Genomic DNA, 16,731 nt, shown 5'->3' on the forward strand with positions numbered 1-16,731 from the left:
TCAACCCGCGTACGGGTCCGGCACGTGGCCCGAGCAGGCCAGGAACTCGAAGTCGCAGCCGGTGTCGGCCTGCGTGATCTGGTCGTTGTAGAGGGCGCCGTAGCCGCGCTCGTAGCGGGCGGGCGGGGGGGTCCAGGCGGCCCGGCGGCGCTCCAGCTCGGCGTCGTCGACGTGCAGGTGCAGGGTGCGTGCCGCGACGTCGAGGGTGATCTCGTCGCCGGTGCGCACCAGCGCGAGCGGTCCGCCGACGTACGACTCCGGCGCGACGTGCAGGACGCAGGCGCCGTAGCTGGTGCCGCTCATCCGGGCGTCGGAGATCCGCACCATGTCCCGTACGCCCTGCTTCAGCAGGTGGTCGGGGATCGGCAACATGCCGTACTCGGGCATCCCGGGGCCGCCCTTGGGTCCGGCGTTGCGCAGCACCAGCACGCTGTCGGCGGTGATGTTCAGCGCCGGGTCGTTGATGGTGCGCTGCATCGTCCTGTAGTCGTCGAAGACGACCGCGGGTCCGGTGTGCTTGAGCAGGTGCGGTTCGGCGGCGATGTGCTTGATGACGGCGCCGTCCGGGCAGAGGTTGCCGCGCAGGACCGCGACCCCGCCCTCGGCCGCGACCGGGTTGCCGCGCGGGCGGATGACGTCGTCGTTGTGGACCGCCGCGCCCGCGAGCTGCTCGCGCAGGGTGTCGTGGGAGACCGTGGGGCGGTCCAGGTGGAGCAGGTCGGTGACGCGGGAGAGGAACCCGGGCAGGCCGCCCGCGAAGTGGAAGTCCTCCATCAGGTACGTCTGTCCGCCGGGCCGGACGTTGGCCAGCACCGGCACGGTGCGCGCGATGCGGTCGAAGTCGTCCAGGGTGAGCCGGGCGCCCGCGCGTCTGGCCATGGCGATGAGGTGGATGACGGCGTTGGTGGAGCCGCCGAGGCCGAGGACGGTGGTGACGGCGTCCTCGAACGCCTCCTGGGTGAGGATCTGGCGGAGCGTGCGGCCCTTGTGGACCTGTTCGACGATGCGCAGGCCCGCCGCGGCGGCCATCCGGTCGTGCCCGGAGTCCACCGCCGGGATGCTGGACGCCCCCGGCACGGTCACGCCGAGCGCCTCCGCGGCGGCGGTCAGCGTGGACGCCGTACCCATGGTCATGCAGTGACCGGGCGAGCGGGCGAGGCCGCTCTCCAGCTCGGTCATCTCGCAGTCGCCGATGAGCCCGGCGCGCTTGTCGTCCCAGTACTTCCACATGTCGGTGCCGGAGCCGAGGGTCTCGCCGCGCCAGTGGCCCGGCAGCATCGGCCCGGCGGGCACGAACACCGTCGGCAGGTCGACGCTGGCCGCGCCCATCAGCAGCGCGGGCGTGGACTTGTCGCAGCCGCCCATCAGCACCGCCCCGTCGACGGGGTACGAGCGCAGCAGCTCCTCCGTCTCCATGGCGAGGAGGTTGCGGTAGAGCATCGGGGTCGGCTTCTGGAACGTCTCGCTGAGCGTGGCGACCGGGAACTCCAGCGGGAAGCCGCCCGCCTGCCACACCCCGCGCTTGACGGCCTGCGCCCGGTCCCGGAGGTGGACGTGGCAGGGGTTGATGTCGGACCAGGTGTTGAGGATGGCGATGACCGGCTTGCCGAGGTGCTCCTCGGGCAGGTAGCCGAGCTGGCGGGTGCGGGCGCGGTGGCTGAAGGAGCGCAGTCCGTCGGTGCCGTACCACTGGTGGCTGCGCAGCTCCTCCGGGCGCCTGCGCGGGGTCGTCGCGTCGGTCATATGGACCACCCGGCGGCGATGGCGGCGACCTCGGCGCGCTCGCTCTCCGGCAAGCGCTTGCTTGGCGGACGCACCTCACGGCGGCACAGGCCGAGCGAGGCGAGGGCCTCCTTGACGACGGTGACGTTGTTGGCGGAGCCGTGCGCGGCGCGCAGCTCCTCGAAGCGGCGGATCTGCTCCCACACCTTCATCGCGGCCGGGTAGTCGCCCGAGCGCAGCGCCTCGATCATGTTCCGGGAGACGGCCGGGGCGACGTTCACCAGCCCTGAGGTGAAGCCGGTGGCGCCCGCCGAGAAGTAGGACGGCGCGTACGGCTCCGCGAGCCCGGCCACCCACACGAACCGGTCGAGACCGGCGTCGCGGGCGAAGGCGGCGAACCGGGCGGCGTCCGGCACGGCGTACTTCACGCCGATCACGTTGGGGCAGTGGTCGGCGAGTTCGGCGAGCCGGGCGCCGGAGAGCTGGGCGTTGCGGATGTACGGCACCACGCCCAGCTCGGGCACGGCCTCGGCGATGGCGCGGTGGTAGTCGACCCAGCCGGACTGGGAGACGTAGGGGTGGACGGGCTGGTGCACCATCACCATCGCGGCGCCGCGTTCGCGGGCGTGCCGGGCGGAGGCGACGGCGGTGGGCACGTCGTGTCCGACGCCGACCAGGACCACGCCCCGGTCACCCGCCTCGTCGAGGGTGAGTTCGGTGACGAGGCGGCGCTCCTCGGGGGAGAGGGCGTAGAACTCGCCGGTGTTGCCGTTGGGGGTGAGGGTGGTGACACCGCCGTCGAGCAGTCGGCGCAGCAGGGCGCGGTGGGTGTCCTGGTCGACGGACCCGTCCTCGGCGAACGGGGTCACCGGGATCGCCACCACGTCGGCGAGTGCCGCCCGCTGGACCTCGAACGTCGCTGTCATTCCTGACCGTCCTCTCCCTGGACCTCGGTGGCCTCGGTCCCGGCGTCGGGGAAGGCCTTCAGCACGAACGACTCGATGTGGGCGTGCAGGGCGCGCGCCGCGCCGTCGGCGTCGCCCTCGGCGGCGAGCCGCAGGATCTCGCGGTGCTCGCTGGCCTCGCGCTCCCACGACGGGTCGGCGGCCCAGGCGACGGCGGAGACCAGGGCGGCCTGGTCACGGACCTCGTCGAGCATCCGGCCGAGCAGCGGGTTGCCGCAGGGGACGTACAGCGCGCGGTGGAACTCCCGGTTGGCGAGGGAGCGTTCGGCGGTGTCGGTGGCCTGGTCGGCGCGGGTCAGCGCGGATCGGGCGGCGTCCAGGGAGGCCCTGCGGCGCACGGTGCGGCGGAGCGCCTCGGGCTCCAGGAGCAGCCGGACGTCGTAGACCTCGCGCGCCATGTCCGCGTCCACCATGCGCACCGTGACGCCCTTGTACTGGCTCATCACGACCAGTCCGGTCCCGGCCAGGGTCTTGAGCGCCTCGCGCACCGGGGTCTTGGAGACCCCGAACTGTGCGGCGAGCTCGGTCTCGACCAGGGCCTGACCTGGCGTCAGTTGCCCGGTGAGGATGCGGTGTTTGATCCCCTCCAGCACGTACTGCGTGCGGGAGGGGATGGGCGTGGGCACAGAGGTCATGCGCGCCTCTCGGATCTCACATATCGCGTCTCATATATGACGTACGACGTACGACGCGATGAAGGTAAGAGCGCCCCTGTGTTTCGTCAATGCTTCTGACAGAGAAAATCCGAGGCCGCCTGCTCAGAGGTGCGCGCCCCACTCCGGGTCCCGGCCGCTCAGCCCCACCACGCGGTCCAGCAGCGGCGCGTCCGGCGGCACCGGCACCGCGGGTCCGAAGAGGCCGGGCGACGGCTCGGGTTCGGCGGCGACGGCGCGCACGAAGTCGTGGGTGACGTCGAGGGCGGCCGGGTCGGGGGCGTAGGGCTGGCCGGTGGCGCGGGCCAGGTCCCAGCCGTGGATGACCAGTTCGTCGACGGCGACGGCCAGGGCGACCGGGCCCGGCAGGGTCACGCCGCCCGCGCGGGTCTCGCCGGTCAGGGCGGCCGGGTCGCGCCACGCCTCCGCGAGTTCGTCCAGCGCCCTGGGCAGCTCCTCCCGCCAGCCCGGCCCGATGTCCGGTACGACGCTGTCGGGGCTGGTGTCGGTGGTGGGGCCGAGGTCCTTGCGGGCGGCGTCCCGGAAGGCCACGGCGAGCCCCAGCAGGTGCCCGAGCAGGTTGCGCACGGCGAGCTTCGGGCACGGCGTCGGGTCCGCGAGCCGGTCGTCGCCGACACCGGCCACGAGTGCGGCGACGATACGGGTCTGCGCGCCGAGGTCGACGGGGGCGTGCGCGGTCGGGTCGTTCATCGGGTGCTCCTCACCTGGGATCGGTCCATCGGGAGGCAGACCGATGCGGCGGCCGCGACTCATCGGTCGGCGGCCCGGTCTCTAGGGCACCTGCCCGATCCCGGCCGACCCCCCTTAGGGCGACGATGACCAGACATGACGACGACGACATGGACGGCCGTGCGCGTGCTGCGCGACCGCACGGCGGGCCGGTGTCTGGCCGGGGTGGTGGTCTCCGGCTTCGGCACCTCCGCGCTGTGGCTGGCCTCGGGCGTGTGGGTGAAGGACCTGACCGGCTCCAACGGGCTGGCCGCGCTCACCCTGCTGGCGATGTGGGCGCCGGTCCTGTGCGGCCCGCTGCTCGGCACCCTGGCCGACCGGTTCCCCCGCACGCCCCTGCTGATCACCACGAACCTGCTGCTGGCGGTCCTGCTGCTGACGCTCCTCACCGTCGACTCACCCGGCGACGTCTGGCTGGTCCTCGCGGTGCTGCTGGCCTACGGCGCGGCGGGCGTCGTCCAGGACGCGGCCGAGTCCGCGCTCGTCGCCACCACCCTCGACCCGGCGCTGCTCGGCCACTTCAACGGCCTGCGCATGACCGCCAACGAGGGCATGAAACTCGTCGCCCCGCTGGCCGGTGCGGGGGTGTACGCGGCGTACGGCGGCACCGCCGTCGTCCTCCTCGACGCGGCCACGTTCCTGCTGGCCACCGCCCTGTACGCCGGTCTGCGGTCCGACGGCCCCCGCCCCGCGCCGCCGACGACGGGCTGGCGGGCCCGCACCGCCGAGGGCGTGCGCCACCTGTGGGGGACCGCGCGGCTGCGCCCCCTCGTCGTCGCGGCCGGTACGACGATGCTGTGCGCCGGGGTCAACGGCGCGCTGGTGTACGCCGTCGTCGACGGCCTCGGTCACCCGCCCGCGTACGCCGGTGTGCTCGCCGCCGTCCAGGGCGCCGGGTCGGTCGCGGTGGGCCTGGCCTCCGGCGCCGCGCTGCGGTGGCTGGGGGAACGCCGGTTCGCGGCCTGCGGCATGGCCCTGACCGGCGTGGCGGTGGCGCTGCGCGCGGTGCCGTCCGACCCGCTGGCGCTGGTGGGCAGCGCGGCGGTCGGCGCGGGCCTGCCGTGCGTGCTGATCGCCGCGTTCACCGCCGTGCAGCGGCTGACGCCGGACGGGCTGCGGGGCCGCGCGGCGGCCACGGCGAGCACGCTGGTGTTCGTGCCGAACGTGCTCGGCCTCGCGGCGGGCGCGGCCCTGGTCGAACCGCTCCCTTACGGCCCGCTGCTGGTGCTGCTGGGCGCGGCCCAGTTGCTGTCGGTTGCTCAGCTCCGCCACCCGCTCCGGGCCTGACCGTCAGAGCCCCCGCAACGCCTCCCCCACCACCGTCAGGTCCGCGTCCGACGCCAGCCCGGCGTGGTACAGCCGCAGTTCGCTGGCCCCCAGGTCCAGGGCGCGCCGGGCGTCCGTCGCCAGGGTGCCGGGGCTGCCGCCCATGCCGGAGACGACGGTGAGGTTGGCGGCGAGGACGGCGCCGTCCCGCGCCCGCGCCGCGAACGGCGTCAGCGCACCGGCCCCGCCGGTGCAGGGCACCACCACCCCGTCGGCGACGGAGAGGATGTGCGCGGGGTCGACGCCCGCGTTGGCGCCGCAGTGGTAGGAGACGGGGTCGGCGTGCAGCAGGACCTGGAAGCCGCCCGGCGCCGCCGCGCGGACGGCGGCGACCACCTGTTCCTGGAGGCTGCGCGCGGTGCCGTCACGCCACGCGCGCGTGGCGGTCGCCTTCGGCTCGCCGAGGAGTTTCTCCACGCCCGCCCAGCCCCCGTCGGAGGGCGCCCCCCGCCACACCGGTTCCAGCGCCTCCCGTACGGCGGCGGCGAGTTCGTCGGCGTCGAGGCCCTGGGCGCCGTACCCGGCGCGGCAGTCGGGGCAGAAGCACAGCGACATCAGGTACTGCCCGGCGTCCCCGAGTCCCACGCCGCCGGTCTTGTCGTGGGCGTGCAGGTGCGCCAGGCCGTACCAGCCGAGGGACTCCAGCTCGGTGCCGCGCGCCCCGGGCCGCACCGCCGCCTCGGCCGCCAGGTCGGTGAGGTACGCGCGCGTGGCGGGCTGCGCGATGCACGGCGCCCACGGGTAGCGGTCGCCGTAGGCGTTGACGACCGAGGTGTGCGGGTGCTCGGCGCCGAGCCGGGAGTTGTGCGCGAGGACCACCCAGCTGTGCACCTCGAGACCCGCCTCCGCGAGGGCGGTGGCGGCCTCGCCGTAGGCGTCGCCGGGCGCCCAGTCACCGGCCGGGTAGGGGCGCGGGACGCGTCCGGCCCAGCGGCCCTCGGCCACCGGGTAGAGCACGGCGGCGTGTTCGGCGGTGACGACGCGGTGGCGCGGGTGGCGGGGGGTGAGGGCGCGCGTGGAGTGGTAGGCGGCGGCCAGCGTCACCTGGCCCACGCCGAGCGCGGCGAGGCGCGCGGGTGCCTTGGGGTCCCCGTTGACGTCCCACGGGTAGACGAACGCCGATGTCCTCACTTGGCCGACTCCTCCAGCAGCGCGTGGCCGCGCTCGATCAGTTGGGCGAGCTGCTTGACGTGGTCCTCGCCCGGTTCGTGCAGCGGGGGCCGCACCTCGCCGACGTCCAGTCCGCGCAACCGTACGCCCGCCTTGACCAGGGCGACGGCGTACCCCCGGCCCTGGGCGCGGAGTTCGACGAAGGGGCGGTAGAAGCCGTCGAGGAGCCGGTCCGCGGTGGCGCGGTCGCCGGTCTCCAGCGCCCGGTGGAAGGCGAGGGCGATCTCCGGGGCGAAGCAGAACACGGCGGAGGAGTACAGCGGCACGCCGACGGCGCGGTAGGCGAGCTGGGTCTGCTCGGCGGTCGGCAGCCCGTTGAAGTAGAGGAAGTCACCGGGCGCCTGGGTGCGGACGGCGCTCACCACGCGCTGCATCAGGTCGAGGTCACCGAGGCCGTCCTTGAGGCCGATGACCCCCTCCGTGCGGGCGAGTTCCACGACCGTGTCAGGGGTGAAGACGGCGTTGTCGCGCTGGTAGACGATGACGGGCAGCGCGGTCGCGGCGGCGATCTCGCGGTAGTGCCGCAGCAGCCCCTCCTGCCCGGCGACGACGAGGTACGGCGGCATGGCGAGCAGCCCGTCCGCCCCGGCCGCCGCGGCGAGCCGCGCGTACCGCACGGCGAGCGCGGTCCCGTACCCGGCGCCCGCCAGCACCGGCACCCGCCCGCCGCTCTCCTCGACGGCGGCCCGCACGCACGCCTCGAACTCCTCCGGCGTCAGCGCGTGGAACTCCCCGGTGCCGCAGCAGGCGAAGACGGCGGCGGCCCCGGCCTCCACCCCGCGGCGCACGTGCGCGCGGTAGGCGTCGAGGTCGACGGCGCCGTCCGGGCCGAAGGCGGTGACCGGGAAGAACAGCGGCCCGCTGGGGATACTGAGCCGGGCGGCGAGGTCGGCAGGCGTCACGGGCTCTCCCTGGAAGACGGGTACGGGTGGACCACATCATGCGACTCGTGCAAGTCTCTGATCAGAGTTTATGTTTATGAACACCTGCTCCGCCACCCTCGGCAGGCAAGTGGCGCGCTCCGCACCTTGTCCACCCATATGAATCCGGGATATGAATACGGCTGACCAGCCACGGAGCTTCGAGGACCCGAGGAGACCCCAGGATGCCCGCTCCCCGTACCGTTCTGCTCACCGGTGCCGCCGGTGGACTCGGCACCCTGATGCGGGACCTGCTCCCCGAGTACGGCTACGAGCTGCGCCTGCTGGACGTACGCCCCGTCGAGGGCGCGCCGGACGCGATCACCGCGGACCTCGCGGACCGGGCGGCCCTGCGCGAGGCGGTGCGCGGGGTCGACGCGGTCATCCACCTCGCGGGGATCTCACTTGAGGCCCCGTTCGAGAAGATCCTCAAGGCGAACATCGAGGGCACGTACAACCTGTACGAGGCGGCCCGCGAGGAGGGCGTGCGCAGGATCGTCTTCGCCTCCTCCAACCACGCGGTGGGCTACACCCCGCGCCCCCAGGGCGACGACCCCCTCATCCCCGTCGACACCCCGCACCGCCCGGACACCTTCTACGGCCTGTCCAAGTCCTTCGGTGAGGACCTCGCCCAGTTCTACTGGGACAAGCACGGCCTGGAGACCGTCTCGGTGCGCATCGGCTCCTGCTTCCCGGAGCCGACCAGCGTGCGGATGCTCTCGATCTGGATGAGCCCCGCCGACGGCGCCCGCCTCTTCCACGCCGCCCTGACCGCCGAGGGCGTCGGCCACACCGTCGTCTACGGCTCCTCCGCCAACACCCGCCTGTGGTGGGACCTCAGCTCCGCGCGAGCGCTCGGCTACGCGCCGCAGGACGACTCCGAGCCGTACGCCGAGAAGCTGATCGCCGAACAGGGCGACCTCAACGACCCGGCCGACCCGGCGCACACCACCCTCGGCGGCCACTTCGTCACCGACCCGCCGGTGTGGCCGTACTGAGAGAGACGCTGACCGGCGTCGCGGATTCGGCCTCGGCGGCCGAAAGCGGACGTTCGCGGGAGCGGGCGGGCACCGAACGGGCCCGCCCGCTCCGGCATTCGGGCATCCGCCGTGCCCGATCCCACCCCACCCGTCACACCCGCGCAGGTCCGAGACGGACCCCGACACGGCCAAACGGGCACAACCGGGCACCATCGGATTCGTAACAGACCTGTTCAGCGTCGAATCCCCGCTGTAGAACTTCCCCCATGACCACCTCGGGGCCCGAACGGGCAGCTCCGGCGCCCGGGGAGGGCCGTACCAGGGCGGAGCACGGAAGCGGGAGTCGACGATGACGACGGCGAAGGCGGCGAGGAGCGCCGAGGAGCGCCAGCGCGAGATCGTGCGCGTGGCGCGCGCCACCGGCGCGGTGGACGTCACCGCACTCGCCACCGAGCTGGGCGTGGCCAAGGAGACGGTCCGGCGCGACCTGCGCGTCCTGGAGGACCACGGCCTGCTGCGCCGCACCCACGGTGGCGCCTACCCCGTGGAGAGCGCCGGTTTCGAGACGACGCTCGCCTTCCGCGCCACCAGCCACGTCCCCGAGAAGCGCCGGATCGCCGTCGCGGCGGCCGAGTTGCTCGGGGACGCCGAGACGGTCTTCGTCGACGAGGGCTTCACCCCGCAGCTCGTCGCCGAGGCACTGCCCCGGGACCGGCCGCTGACCGTGGTCACCGCGTCCCTGCCGGTCGCGGGCTCGCTCGCCGAGGCCGAGAACGTCTCGGTGCTGCTGCTCGGCGGCCGGGTCCGCTCCGGCACCCTGGCGACCGTCGACCACTGGACGACGAAGATGCTCGCCGGGTTCGTCATCGACCTCGCCTTCATCGGCGCCAACGGCATCTCGCGCGAGCACGGCCTCACCACCCCCGACCCGGCCGTCAGCGAGGTCAAGTCGCAGGCCATCCGGTCCGCCCGGCGCACGGTGTTCACGGGCGTCCACACCAAGTTCGGGGCGGTCAGCTTCTGCCGGTTCGCCGAGGTCGGCGCCCTGGAGACGATCGTCACCAGCACCCTGCTGCCCGCCGCCGAGGCCCACCGCTACTCCCTGCTGGGCCCCCAGGTCATCCGCGTCTGACACCACCCCGCACCCGAGCCCTCGCGTAGGACCACACACCCGCAACACGCCCTCTTTATCCATCTTTGCCCCTACTTGTTCGGGAGTACCGTATGCGAACCCAGAGCCGACGGGCGCCACGCACCCTCTTCGCCGTGGCCGCCCTAGGGACGCTGATCACCCCGCTCGCCGCCTGCTCCGGCGCGGGCGGCTCCGGCTCCTCCGACGGCAACGCCATCAACGTCCTCATGGTGAACAACCCGCAGATGGTGGAGTTGCAGAAGCTCACCGCCGACCACTTCACCAAGGACACCGGGATCAAGGTGAACTTCACCGTCCTCCCGGAGAACGACGTCCGCGACAAGATCAGCCAGGACTTCGCCAACCAGGCGGGGCAGTACGACGTCGCCACCCTCAGCAACTACGAGATACCGATCTACGCCAAGAACGGCTGGCTGCACGCCCTGGACTCCTACGTCGACGGCGACACCGCCTTCGACCAGGCCGACGTCCTGCCCCCGATGACCCAGGCGCTCACCGCCGAGGACGGCAAGCTCTACGGCGAGCCCTTCTACGGCGAGTCCTCCTTCCTGATGTACCGCAAGGACGTCTTCGACAAGGCGGGCCTGACGATGCCCGAGAAGCCCACCTGGCGGGAGGTCGCCGACCTCGCCGCGAAGGTGGACGGCGCGGAGTCCGGCATGAAGGGCATCTGCCTGCGCGGCCTGCCCGGCTGGGGTGAGGTGATGGCCCCGCTCACCACCGTCGTCAACACCTTCGGCGGCACCTGGTTCGACGAGGACTGGCAGGCCCAGCTGGACTCCAAGGAGTTCAAGGAGGCCACTCGGTTCTACGTCGACCTGGTCCGCGAGCACGGCGAGTCCGGCGCCCCCCAGGCGGGCTACGCCGAGTGCCTGAACAACATGACGCAGGGCAAGACGGCCATGTGGTACGACGCCACCGCGGGCGCCGGGTCCCTGGAGGCCAAGGGCAGCCCGGTGAAGGGCAAGATCGGCTACGTCGCGGCGCCGGTGGAGAAGACCGACAGCTCCGGCTGGCTCTACACCTGGGCCTGGGGCATCCAGAAGGCGTCCGGCAACGCCGAGAACGCCTGGAAGTTCATCTCCTGGGCCTCCGGCAAGGAGTACGAGAAGCTCGTCGGCGAGGAGATCGGCTGGTCCAACGTCCCCGCGGGCAAGCGCGCCTCCACCTACGACATCCCGCAGTACCGCAAGGAGGCGGGCGCCTTCGCCGACGTCACCCGCGACGCCATCGCCAGCGCCAAGCCGGAGGACCCGGGCGTCCAGCCCCGCCCCGCACCCGGCATCCAGTTCGTCGGCATCCCCGAGTTCACCGACCTCGGCACCAAGGTCTCCCAGGAGATCAGCTCCGCCATCGCGGGCCGCCAGTCCGTCGACAGCGCCCTGGAGAAGGCGCAGTCCCTCGCCGAGTCGGTCGGCAAGAAGTACGAGGGATCATGACCGTCACCACGCCCCCCACCCGGGTCGCCGCCGCCCCCGCGCGGCCGGTGGCCCGGCGGCCGAACCGGATGCGCGCCTGGGCCACCCGGGCGCCCCTGCTGCCCGCGCTGATCTTCATGGTCGTCGTGACGCAGTTGCCCTTCGTCGCCACGCTGGTGATCTCGTTCTTCGACTGGAACGCGCTCTACCCGGACGACCGGAAGTTCGCGGGCCTGTCCAACTACTCGGAGGTGCTGAGCACCCCGGAGCTGCGCAGGTCGGTCTGGACGACGATCGTCCTGACGGCGACGGTCGTCCTGGTCAGCCTGCTGCTCGGGCTGCTGCTGGCGCTGCTCCTCGACCGCCGGTTCCGGGGCCGGGCGGCCGTGCGGACCATGCTCATCGCGCCGTTCCTGCTGGTGCCGGTCGCCGCGGCGCTGCTGTGGAAGCACGTCCTGTTCAACCCGGAGTACGGCCTGTTCAACGGCGTACTGCACTGGATCGGCGGCGACGGGGCCGCGCAGCCGGACTGGATCTCCGAGATGCCGCTGATGGCGGTGGAGGCGTCGCTGGTCTGGCAGTGGACGCCGTTCATGATGCTGATCCTGCTCGCCGGGCTGCAGAGCCGGGACCCGCAGCTCGTCGAGGCGGCGCGGATGGACGGCGCCAGCGACTGGCAGGTCTTCGTGCACATCACGCTGCCGCACCTGCGCCGCTACCTGGAACTCGGCATCCTGCTGGGTTCGATCTACATCGTGCAGAACTTCGACGCGGTGTTCACCATCACCTCCGGCGGCCTGGGCACCGCGAACCTCCCCTACACGATCTACCAGACCTTCTACCAGGCGCACGAGAACGGTCTCGCCTCCGCGGCGGGCGTGGTCGTCGTCATCGGCTCGATCATCCTGGCGACCTTCGCGCTGCGCGTGGTGTCGTCGCTGTTCCGTGAGGAGGTGTCCCGCTGATGGCCACCACGACCGCGACCCCGCCCCGCCCCCGTGGCCACCGGATCAAGGGCGCGGCCCTCGGTGTCACCGCCTGGCTGGCCGGGCTGCTGTTCGTCGCGCCCCTCCTGTGGATGGTCCTGACGTCCTTCCACTCCGAGGCCGACGCGGCGACCAACCCGCCGTCGCTCGCCGCCTCGCTCACCCTGGACAGCTACCGCGAGTTCTTCGGCGTGGACGGCGGCGCCAGCCCCTGGCCCGCGCTGATCAACTCCACGATGGCGTCGGTGGTCTCGACGCTGCTGACCCTGCTGCTGGCGCTCCCGGCCGCGTACGCCCTCTCCATCCGGCCGGTGAAGCGCTGGACGGACGTGCTGTTCTTCTTCCTCTCCACCAAGATGCTGCCGCTGGTGGCGGGCCTGCTGCCGATCTACCTCTTCGCGAAGAACACCGGACTGCTCGACAACGTCTGGGCGCTGGTCATCCTCTACACGGCGATGAACCTGCCGATCGCGGTGTGGATGATGCAGTCGTTCCTCTCCGAGGTCCCGGTGGCGATCATCGAGGCGGCCCAGATCGACGGCGCGAGGCTGCCGACGGTCCTCGGCCGCGTCGTCGCGCCGATCGCCCTGCCCGGCATCGCGGCCACGGCCCTGATCTGCTTCATCTTCTCCTGGAACGAACTCCTCTTCGCCCGGGTCCTCACCGGCGTGGTGGCCGAGACGGCCCCCGTCTTCCTCACCGGCTTCATCACCAGCCAGGGCCTGTTCCTGGCGAAGGTGTGCGCCGCGTCGCTCGTCATCTCCCTGCCGGTGCTCGCCGCGGGGTTCGCCGCCCAGGACAAGCTGGTCCAGGGCCTGTCGTTGGGAGCCGTCAAATGAAGGCCGCCGTCATCGAGTCCGTGGGCCGCGCCGTCGTCTCCGAGGTCCCGGACCCGACGCCGGGCCCGCGCGAGGTCGTCGTCGAGGTCGCCGCGTGCGGCCTGTGCGGCACCGACCTGCACATCCTCCAGGGCGAGTTCGCGCCGAAGCTGCCGATCGTGCCGGGCCACGAGTTCGCGGGCGCGGTGGTCGGCGTCGGCACCCAGGTCACGGAGCTGGCGGTCGGCGACCGGGTCGCGGTGGACCCCTCCCTCTACTGCCACGAGTGCCGCTACTGCCGCGACGGCCACAACAACATGTGCGAGCGCTGGGCGGCGATCGGCGTGACGACGGCGGGCGGCGCCGCCCAGTACGCGGTGGCGCCGGTCGCGAACTGCGTCAAGCTCCCCGAGCACGTCCGCACCGAGGACGCGGCCCTGGTGGAGCCGCTGTCCTGCGCGGTCCGCGGCTACGACGTCCTCAAGTCCCGCCTGGGCGCGCACGTGCTGATCTACGGCTCGGGCACGATGGGCCTGATGATGCTGGAGCTGGCCAAGCGGACCGGCGCGGCGAGCGTCGACATCGTGGACGTCAACCCCTCCCGCCTGGAGACCGCCCGCCACCTGGGCGTGTCGGCCGCCGCCGCCAACCCCGACGAGCTGGACCGCCCCCAGGGCTGGGACCTGGTCATCGACGCGACGGGCAACGCGGCGGCGATCCAGGACGGTCTGGACCGGGTGGCGAAGGCGGGCACGTTCCTCCAGTTCGGCGTCGCGGACTACGCGACCCGCGTGACCATCGACCCGTACCGGATCTACAACCAGGAGATCACCATCACCGGCTCCATGGCCGTCCTGCACAGCTTCGAACGCGCGGCGGAACTCTTCGCGGGCGGCGTCCTCGACCCGTCCGTCTTCATCAGCGACCGCGTCCCCCTGGACCGCTACCCCGAGGCCCTGGACCAGTTCAAGGCGGGCGTGGGCCGCAAGATCGTGGTGGTGCCCTGACGGCCGCCGCCGTATGGGCCGGGTAAGGGAACGGTAAGAGGGCTTCGATCGTTCACCCGGCATGACCGCTATGACCCCCGGCTCGAACATCCCGCTGACCGCCCCCCGTGTGACGGTGGACGTCACCGCACCGGTGCGGCTCGATGTCTCGGGCCTCCTCCTCACCGCCGACGGCAAGGTCCGCTCGGACGCCGACTTCATCTTCTACAACCAGCCGAGCGGACCCGGCGTGACCTACCGGTCGGGCGGCGGCACCGCGCCCGACGCGATCACCGTCGACACCGCCGCCGTCCCCCCGGGCATCGAGCGGATCGTCGTCACCGCCAGCCCGGACGCGGCGGGCCAGACCTTCCAGGGCATCGAACCCACCGCCACCCTGCGCAACGCCGCCGACAACGGCGTCCTGGCGACCTTCACCCCGCCGCGGCTCGGCAGTGAGACGGCCCTGGTGGTCGTGGAGATCTACCTGCGCAACGGCCAGTGGAAGGCCCGCGCGGTCGGCCAGGGCTACGCCAACGGCCTGGCGGGCATCGCCACGGACTTCGGCGTCACGGTGGAGGAACCGGCCCCGGCCCCCGTCCAGACCCCGACCCCGGCGCCCGCGCCGGTCACGCCGCCGGTCCCGGCCGCCGCGGTGACCCCGCCGATGCCGCCCGCGCCCCCGGCCGCCCCCGCCGCCCCCGCTCCCGGCGCCGGGAAGATCAATCTCGACAAGGGGCGGGTCAGTCTCCAGAAGAACCAGACCGTGTCCCTCGTCAAGGGCGGGCGCCCGCTGCTCTCCCAGGTCAAGATGGGCCTCGGTTGGGAGCCCGCCTACCGCGGCAAGGACATCGACCTGGACGCCTCGGTCATCGCCTACGGCCCCCAGCGCAACCACGTCGACAGTTGCTACTTCGGCAAGCTCAGCATCGTCGGCGGCGCGATCAAGCACTCCGGTGACAACCTCACCGGCGAGGGCGGCGGCGACGACGAGGTGATCACCGTCGACCTCGGCCGTCTCCCGCAGGAGGTCACCGGCCTGGTCTTCACCGTGAACTCCTTCTCCGGCCAGAAGTTCACCGAGGTCGCCAAGGCGTACTGCCGCCTCCTGGACGCGACGACGGGCGAGGAGCTGGTCCGCTTCGACCTCACCAGCGCCGAGCCGCAGACCGGCGTGATGATGGCGAAGCTGATCCGGCAGTTCTCCGGCGAGTGGGAGATGACGGCCATGGGCGACTTCGTCAAGGCCCGCACGGTCCGCAACATGGTGAAGCCCGCGGCCCAGGCGCTGTAAGGGGCCCCAGTCCCTCGCCCACCCGGGGCGTTCCCTCTCAGCGCACGTCAACCGCCGTGCTGTGAGCGCGCCTTGAAGGCCGCCTTCCGGGCCTCCTTGGCGACCTTCTTGTCCGGGTGCAGGCGGCCCATGGCCTCCAGGACGTCGGCGGTGGCCGGGTGGTCGACGCGCCAGGCCGCCGTGAAGAAGCCGCTGTGCTGCTGGGCGAGGCCCTCGACGAGGGCGCGCAGTTCGTCGGAGTTGCCCTCGGCGGCGAGCTGGGCGGCGAGGGTGTCGACGGTGAGCCAGAAGATCATGTCCTGGGACGGCGCGGGCACGTCCGGCAGCCCCTGCTCGGTCAGCCACACCCGGGCCAGCCCGCCGAGTTCGGGGTCGTCGAGGACCTCCCGCAGCGCGGGCTCGGCCTCCGCGCCGACCAGCGACAGCGCCTGCTGGCAGCGCAGCCTGCGCAGCGGTGCCCCGGCGTCGGAGCCGCGGGCGGCGGCCAGCAGTTCCCGGGCGGCGGCGAGGGGCGGGCGGCGGGCGAGCCACTGCTCGGTCTCGGCCTGCGCGGCCCGCGGCCCGAACGCGGCGGTCCCGTCCAGCAGCACGTCCGCGCCCTTGTCGGCGAGGTCACCGACCGCGGGTGCCTCGACGCCGGACTCCAGCAGCCGGGCGCGCAGCCCGTAGAGGCCGAGGGGGGTGAGCCGGACCATGCCGTAGCGGGAGACGTCGGTGTCGTCGACCGGCGCGGCGGGCTCCTCGTCGGCGTCGGCCAGCAGGGTCTCGTCGACGGGCTGGTACTCCACCAGGCCCACCGGCTCCAGCACCCGGAACTGGTCGTCCAGGCGCATCATCGCCTCGGACACCTGCTCCAGGACGTCGTTGCTGGGCTCGGCCATGTCGCCGGGCACGAGCACGGACGCGGCCAGCGCGGGCAGCGGCACGGGCACGTCACCGGGGCCGTCCTCGGTGACGGTGAGCAGGTACAGGCTGCCGAGCACCCCGTCGAGGAAGGCCGCCTCCGCGTCGGGGTCCCAGCCCAGCTCGGACAGGTCGACCCGGCCGCCCTCGTCCATCGCCTCCATCAGCGGGTCCAGGTCGGGCACGCTCGCGTCGGCGAGGACGGTCTCCAGGGCGGCCAGCCACACGCCGAGCACGTCTTGCGGCGAGCCGCCGGTGAGCACCGCGAGGTCGGCGCCCGCCGTCACGGTGCCCTCGTCCTCGTCGGTGATCTCCACGAGCCCGGTGTCCACGGCGACCCGCCACGCCTCGCTGGCGTACGCGGCGGCGTCCTCGCCGGTCAGCCCGAGCGCCTCGGCCGCCGCGGGCAGGTGCTCCTCCGCCAGCCCGCCCCCGGCGTCCACCCGGGTCGCGGGCCCCGCCCAGCGGGCGAGGCGGGCGGCCCGGGACAGCAGCGGCGTGGCCAGCGCGGCGCGCGCCAGCTCCGCTTCGGAGGACAACCGCACCGGCGGCAGGGGGGAGCTGTCTGACATCGGCTGGTTCTCCTAGGAGGTGAGGTTCAGCCGCTCAGCCTAGACGGATTTCCACCCATGCCGCCCGGTTCATCTCCTGGTCGGCCACCGGACATGGCCGAATCCCTCAGAAGTG

Annotated in this window: 15 protein-coding genes; 8 read left to right on the plus strand and 7 right to left on the minus strand. The window is 72.8% G+C overall.

The genetic code is table 11. The features are described from left to right. The 4 genes from araD to ACFQZ6_RS08155 all read right to left on the minus strand — a co-directional run bounded on the left by araD (position 1) and on the right by ACFQZ6_RS08155 (position 4,051). Complete coding sequence (gene araD / locus ACFQZ6_RS08140) at positions 1 to 1,743, minus strand: L-arabinonate dehydratase (RefSeq protein WP_381606121.1); 1,743 nt, start codon at positions 1,741 to 1,743, stop codon at positions 1 to 3. Then, the gene (locus ACFQZ6_RS08145) at positions 1,740 to 2,648 is read right to left on the minus strand and encodes a dihydrodipicolinate synthase family protein (protein ID WP_381606123.1); all 909 of its coding nucleotides are present in this window, start codon (positions 2,646 to 2,648) and stop codon (positions 1,740 to 1,742) included. The genes araD and ACFQZ6_RS08145 overlap by 4 nt, the downstream gene beginning before the upstream one ends. Continuing rightward, on the minus strand, positions 2,645 to 3,322 hold the full coding sequence (locus ACFQZ6_RS08150) for a GntR family transcriptional regulator (protein WP_381606125.1): 678 nt from the start codon (positions 3,320 to 3,322) through the stop codon (positions 2,645 to 2,647). The genes ACFQZ6_RS08145 and ACFQZ6_RS08150 overlap by 4 nt, the downstream gene beginning before the upstream one ends. Positions 3,323 to 3,445: 123 nt before the next feature. Beyond that, positions 3,446 to 4,051, minus strand: a complete 606-nt coding sequence (locus ACFQZ6_RS08155) for a TIGR03086 family metal-binding protein (RefSeq protein ID WP_381606127.1) — start codon at positions 4,049 to 4,051, stop codon at positions 3,446 to 3,448. Positions 4,052 to 4,186: 135 nt separating this feature from the next. On the opposite strand from ACFQZ6_RS08155, the gene ACFQZ6_RS08160 reads away from it, so the two are divergent. Then, positions 4,187 to 5,377, plus strand: coding sequence for an MFS transporter (locus tag ACFQZ6_RS08160; protein WP_381606129.1), 1,191 nt, complete (start codon positions 4,187 to 4,189; stop codon positions 5,375 to 5,377). 3 nt (positions 5,378 to 5,380) lie between these two features. Here ACFQZ6_RS08160 and ACFQZ6_RS08165 read toward each other — a convergent pair whose 3' ends face one another. Together ACFQZ6_RS08165 and ACFQZ6_RS08170 are read right to left on the minus strand one after the other, a co-directional pair. After that, a complete protein-coding gene (locus tag ACFQZ6_RS08165) occupies positions 5,381 to 6,547 on the minus strand; it encodes a hypothetical protein (protein WP_381606131.1) in 1,167 nt (388 codons plus the stop codon). Beyond that, entirely contained in the window at positions 6,544 to 7,488 is a 945-nt protein-coding gene (locus ACFQZ6_RS08170) for a 5-dehydro-4-deoxyglucarate dehydratase (RefSeq protein ID WP_381606133.1), read from the minus strand. Before ACFQZ6_RS08170 ends, ACFQZ6_RS08165 begins: the two co-directional genes overlap by 4 nt. Positions 7,489 to 7,691: 203 nt before the next feature. On the opposite strand from ACFQZ6_RS08170, the gene ACFQZ6_RS08175 reads away from it, so the two are divergent. The 7 genes from ACFQZ6_RS08175 (at position 7,692) to ACFQZ6_RS08205 (ending at position 15,141) form a co-directional block, all read left to right on the plus strand. Beyond that, the gene (locus ACFQZ6_RS08175) at positions 7,692 to 8,504 is read left to right on the plus strand and encodes an NAD-dependent epimerase/dehydratase family protein (protein ID WP_381606135.1); all 813 of its coding nucleotides are present in this window, start codon (positions 7,692 to 7,694) and stop codon (positions 8,502 to 8,504) included. 331 nt (positions 8,505 to 8,835) lie between these two features. Then, positions 8,836 to 9,618 carry a DeoR/GlpR family DNA-binding transcription regulator gene (locus tag ACFQZ6_RS08180; RefSeq protein ID WP_381606137.1) on the plus strand — a complete coding sequence of 261 codons (783 nt, stop codon included), beginning with the start codon at positions 8,836 to 8,838 and terminating at the stop codon, positions 9,616 to 9,618. A gap of 92 nt (positions 9,619 to 9,710) precedes the next feature. Beyond that, positions 9,711 to 11,078, plus strand: a complete 1,368-nt coding sequence (locus tag ACFQZ6_RS08185) for an ABC transporter substrate-binding protein (protein ID WP_381606139.1) — start codon at positions 9,711 to 9,713, stop codon at positions 11,076 to 11,078. Further along, positions 11,075 to 12,022, plus strand: coding sequence for a carbohydrate ABC transporter permease (locus ACFQZ6_RS08190; protein ID WP_381606141.1), 948 nt, complete (start codon positions 11,075 to 11,077; stop codon positions 12,020 to 12,022). Before ACFQZ6_RS08185 ends, ACFQZ6_RS08190 begins: the two co-directional genes overlap by 4 nt. Then, positions 12,022 to 12,882: a carbohydrate ABC transporter permease gene (locus tag ACFQZ6_RS08195; protein ID WP_381606143.1), complete on the plus strand. Its 861-nt coding sequence runs from the start codon at positions 12,022 to 12,024 to the stop codon at positions 12,880 to 12,882. The genes ACFQZ6_RS08190 and ACFQZ6_RS08195 overlap by 1 nt, the downstream gene beginning before the upstream one ends. Beyond that, on the plus strand, positions 12,879 to 13,868 hold the full coding sequence (locus ACFQZ6_RS08200) for a zinc-dependent alcohol dehydrogenase family protein (protein WP_381606145.1): 990 nt from the start codon (positions 12,879 to 12,881) through the stop codon (positions 13,866 to 13,868). Before ACFQZ6_RS08195 ends, ACFQZ6_RS08200 begins: the two co-directional genes overlap by 4 nt. A gap of 70 nt (positions 13,869 to 13,938) precedes the next feature. Continuing rightward, entirely contained in the window at positions 13,939 to 15,141 is a 1,203-nt protein-coding gene (locus tag ACFQZ6_RS08205) for a TerD family protein (protein WP_381618143.1), read from the plus strand. A gap of 47 nt (positions 15,142 to 15,188) precedes the next feature. Here ACFQZ6_RS08205 and ACFQZ6_RS08210 read toward each other — a convergent pair whose 3' ends face one another. After that, positions 15,189 to 16,616, minus strand: coding sequence for a hypothetical protein (locus ACFQZ6_RS08210; protein ID WP_381606147.1), 1,428 nt, complete (start codon positions 16,614 to 16,616; stop codon positions 15,189 to 15,191). Between the last annotated feature and the right edge of the window lie 115 nt (positions 16,617 to 16,731).

The sequence above is a fragment of the Streptomyces flavalbus genome (assembly GCF_042674625.1).
GTDB lineage: Bacteria > Actinomycetota > Actinomycetes > Streptomycetales > Streptomycetaceae > Streptomyces > Streptomyces flavalbus.

Excerpts from the sequence above, each read along its gene's own strand:
- araD (WP_381606121.1), bottom strand. The coding sequence starts at position 1,743 with ATGACCGACGCGACGACCCCGCGCAGGCGCCCGGAGGAGCTGCGCAGC.
- ACFQZ6_RS08145 (WP_381606123.1), bottom strand. The coding sequence starts at position 2,648 with ATGACAGCGACGTTCGAGGTCCAGCGGGCGGCACTCGCCGACGTGGTG.
- ACFQZ6_RS08150 (WP_381606125.1), bottom strand. The coding sequence starts at position 3,322 with ATGACCTCTGTGCCCACGCCCATCCCCTCCCGCACGCAGTACGTGCTG.
- ACFQZ6_RS08155 (WP_381606127.1), bottom strand. The coding sequence starts at position 4,051 with ATGAACGACCCGACCGCGCACGCCCCCGTCGACCTCGGCGCGCAGACC.
- ACFQZ6_RS08160 (WP_381606129.1), top strand. The coding sequence starts at position 4,187 with ATGACGACGACGACATGGACGGCCGTGCGCGTGCTGCGCGACCGCACG.
- ACFQZ6_RS08175 (WP_381606135.1), top strand. The coding sequence starts at position 7,692 with ATGCCCGCTCCCCGTACCGTTCTGCTCACCGGTGCCGCCGGTGGACTC.
- ACFQZ6_RS08180 (WP_381606137.1), top strand. The coding sequence starts at position 8,836 with ATGACGACGGCGAAGGCGGCGAGGAGCGCCGAGGAGCGCCAGCGCGAG.
- ACFQZ6_RS08185 (WP_381606139.1), top strand. The coding sequence starts at position 9,711 with ATGCGAACCCAGAGCCGACGGGCGCCACGCACCCTCTTCGCCGTGGCC.
- ACFQZ6_RS08190 (WP_381606141.1), top strand. The coding sequence starts at position 11,075 with ATGACCGTCACCACGCCCCCCACCCGGGTCGCCGCCGCCCCCGCGCGG.
- ACFQZ6_RS08195 (WP_381606143.1), top strand. The coding sequence starts at position 12,022 with ATGGCCACCACGACCGCGACCCCGCCCCGCCCCCGTGGCCACCGGATC.
- ACFQZ6_RS08200 (WP_381606145.1), top strand. The coding sequence starts at position 12,879 with ATGAAGGCCGCCGTCATCGAGTCCGTGGGCCGCGCCGTCGTCTCCGAG.
- ACFQZ6_RS08205 (WP_381618143.1), top strand. The coding sequence starts at position 13,939 with ATGACCCCCGGCTCGAACATCCCGCTGACCGCCCCCCGTGTGACGGTG.
- ACFQZ6_RS08210 (WP_381606147.1), bottom strand. The coding sequence starts at position 16,616 with ATGTCAGACAGCTCCCCCCTGCCGCCGGTGCGGTTGTCCTCCGAAGCG.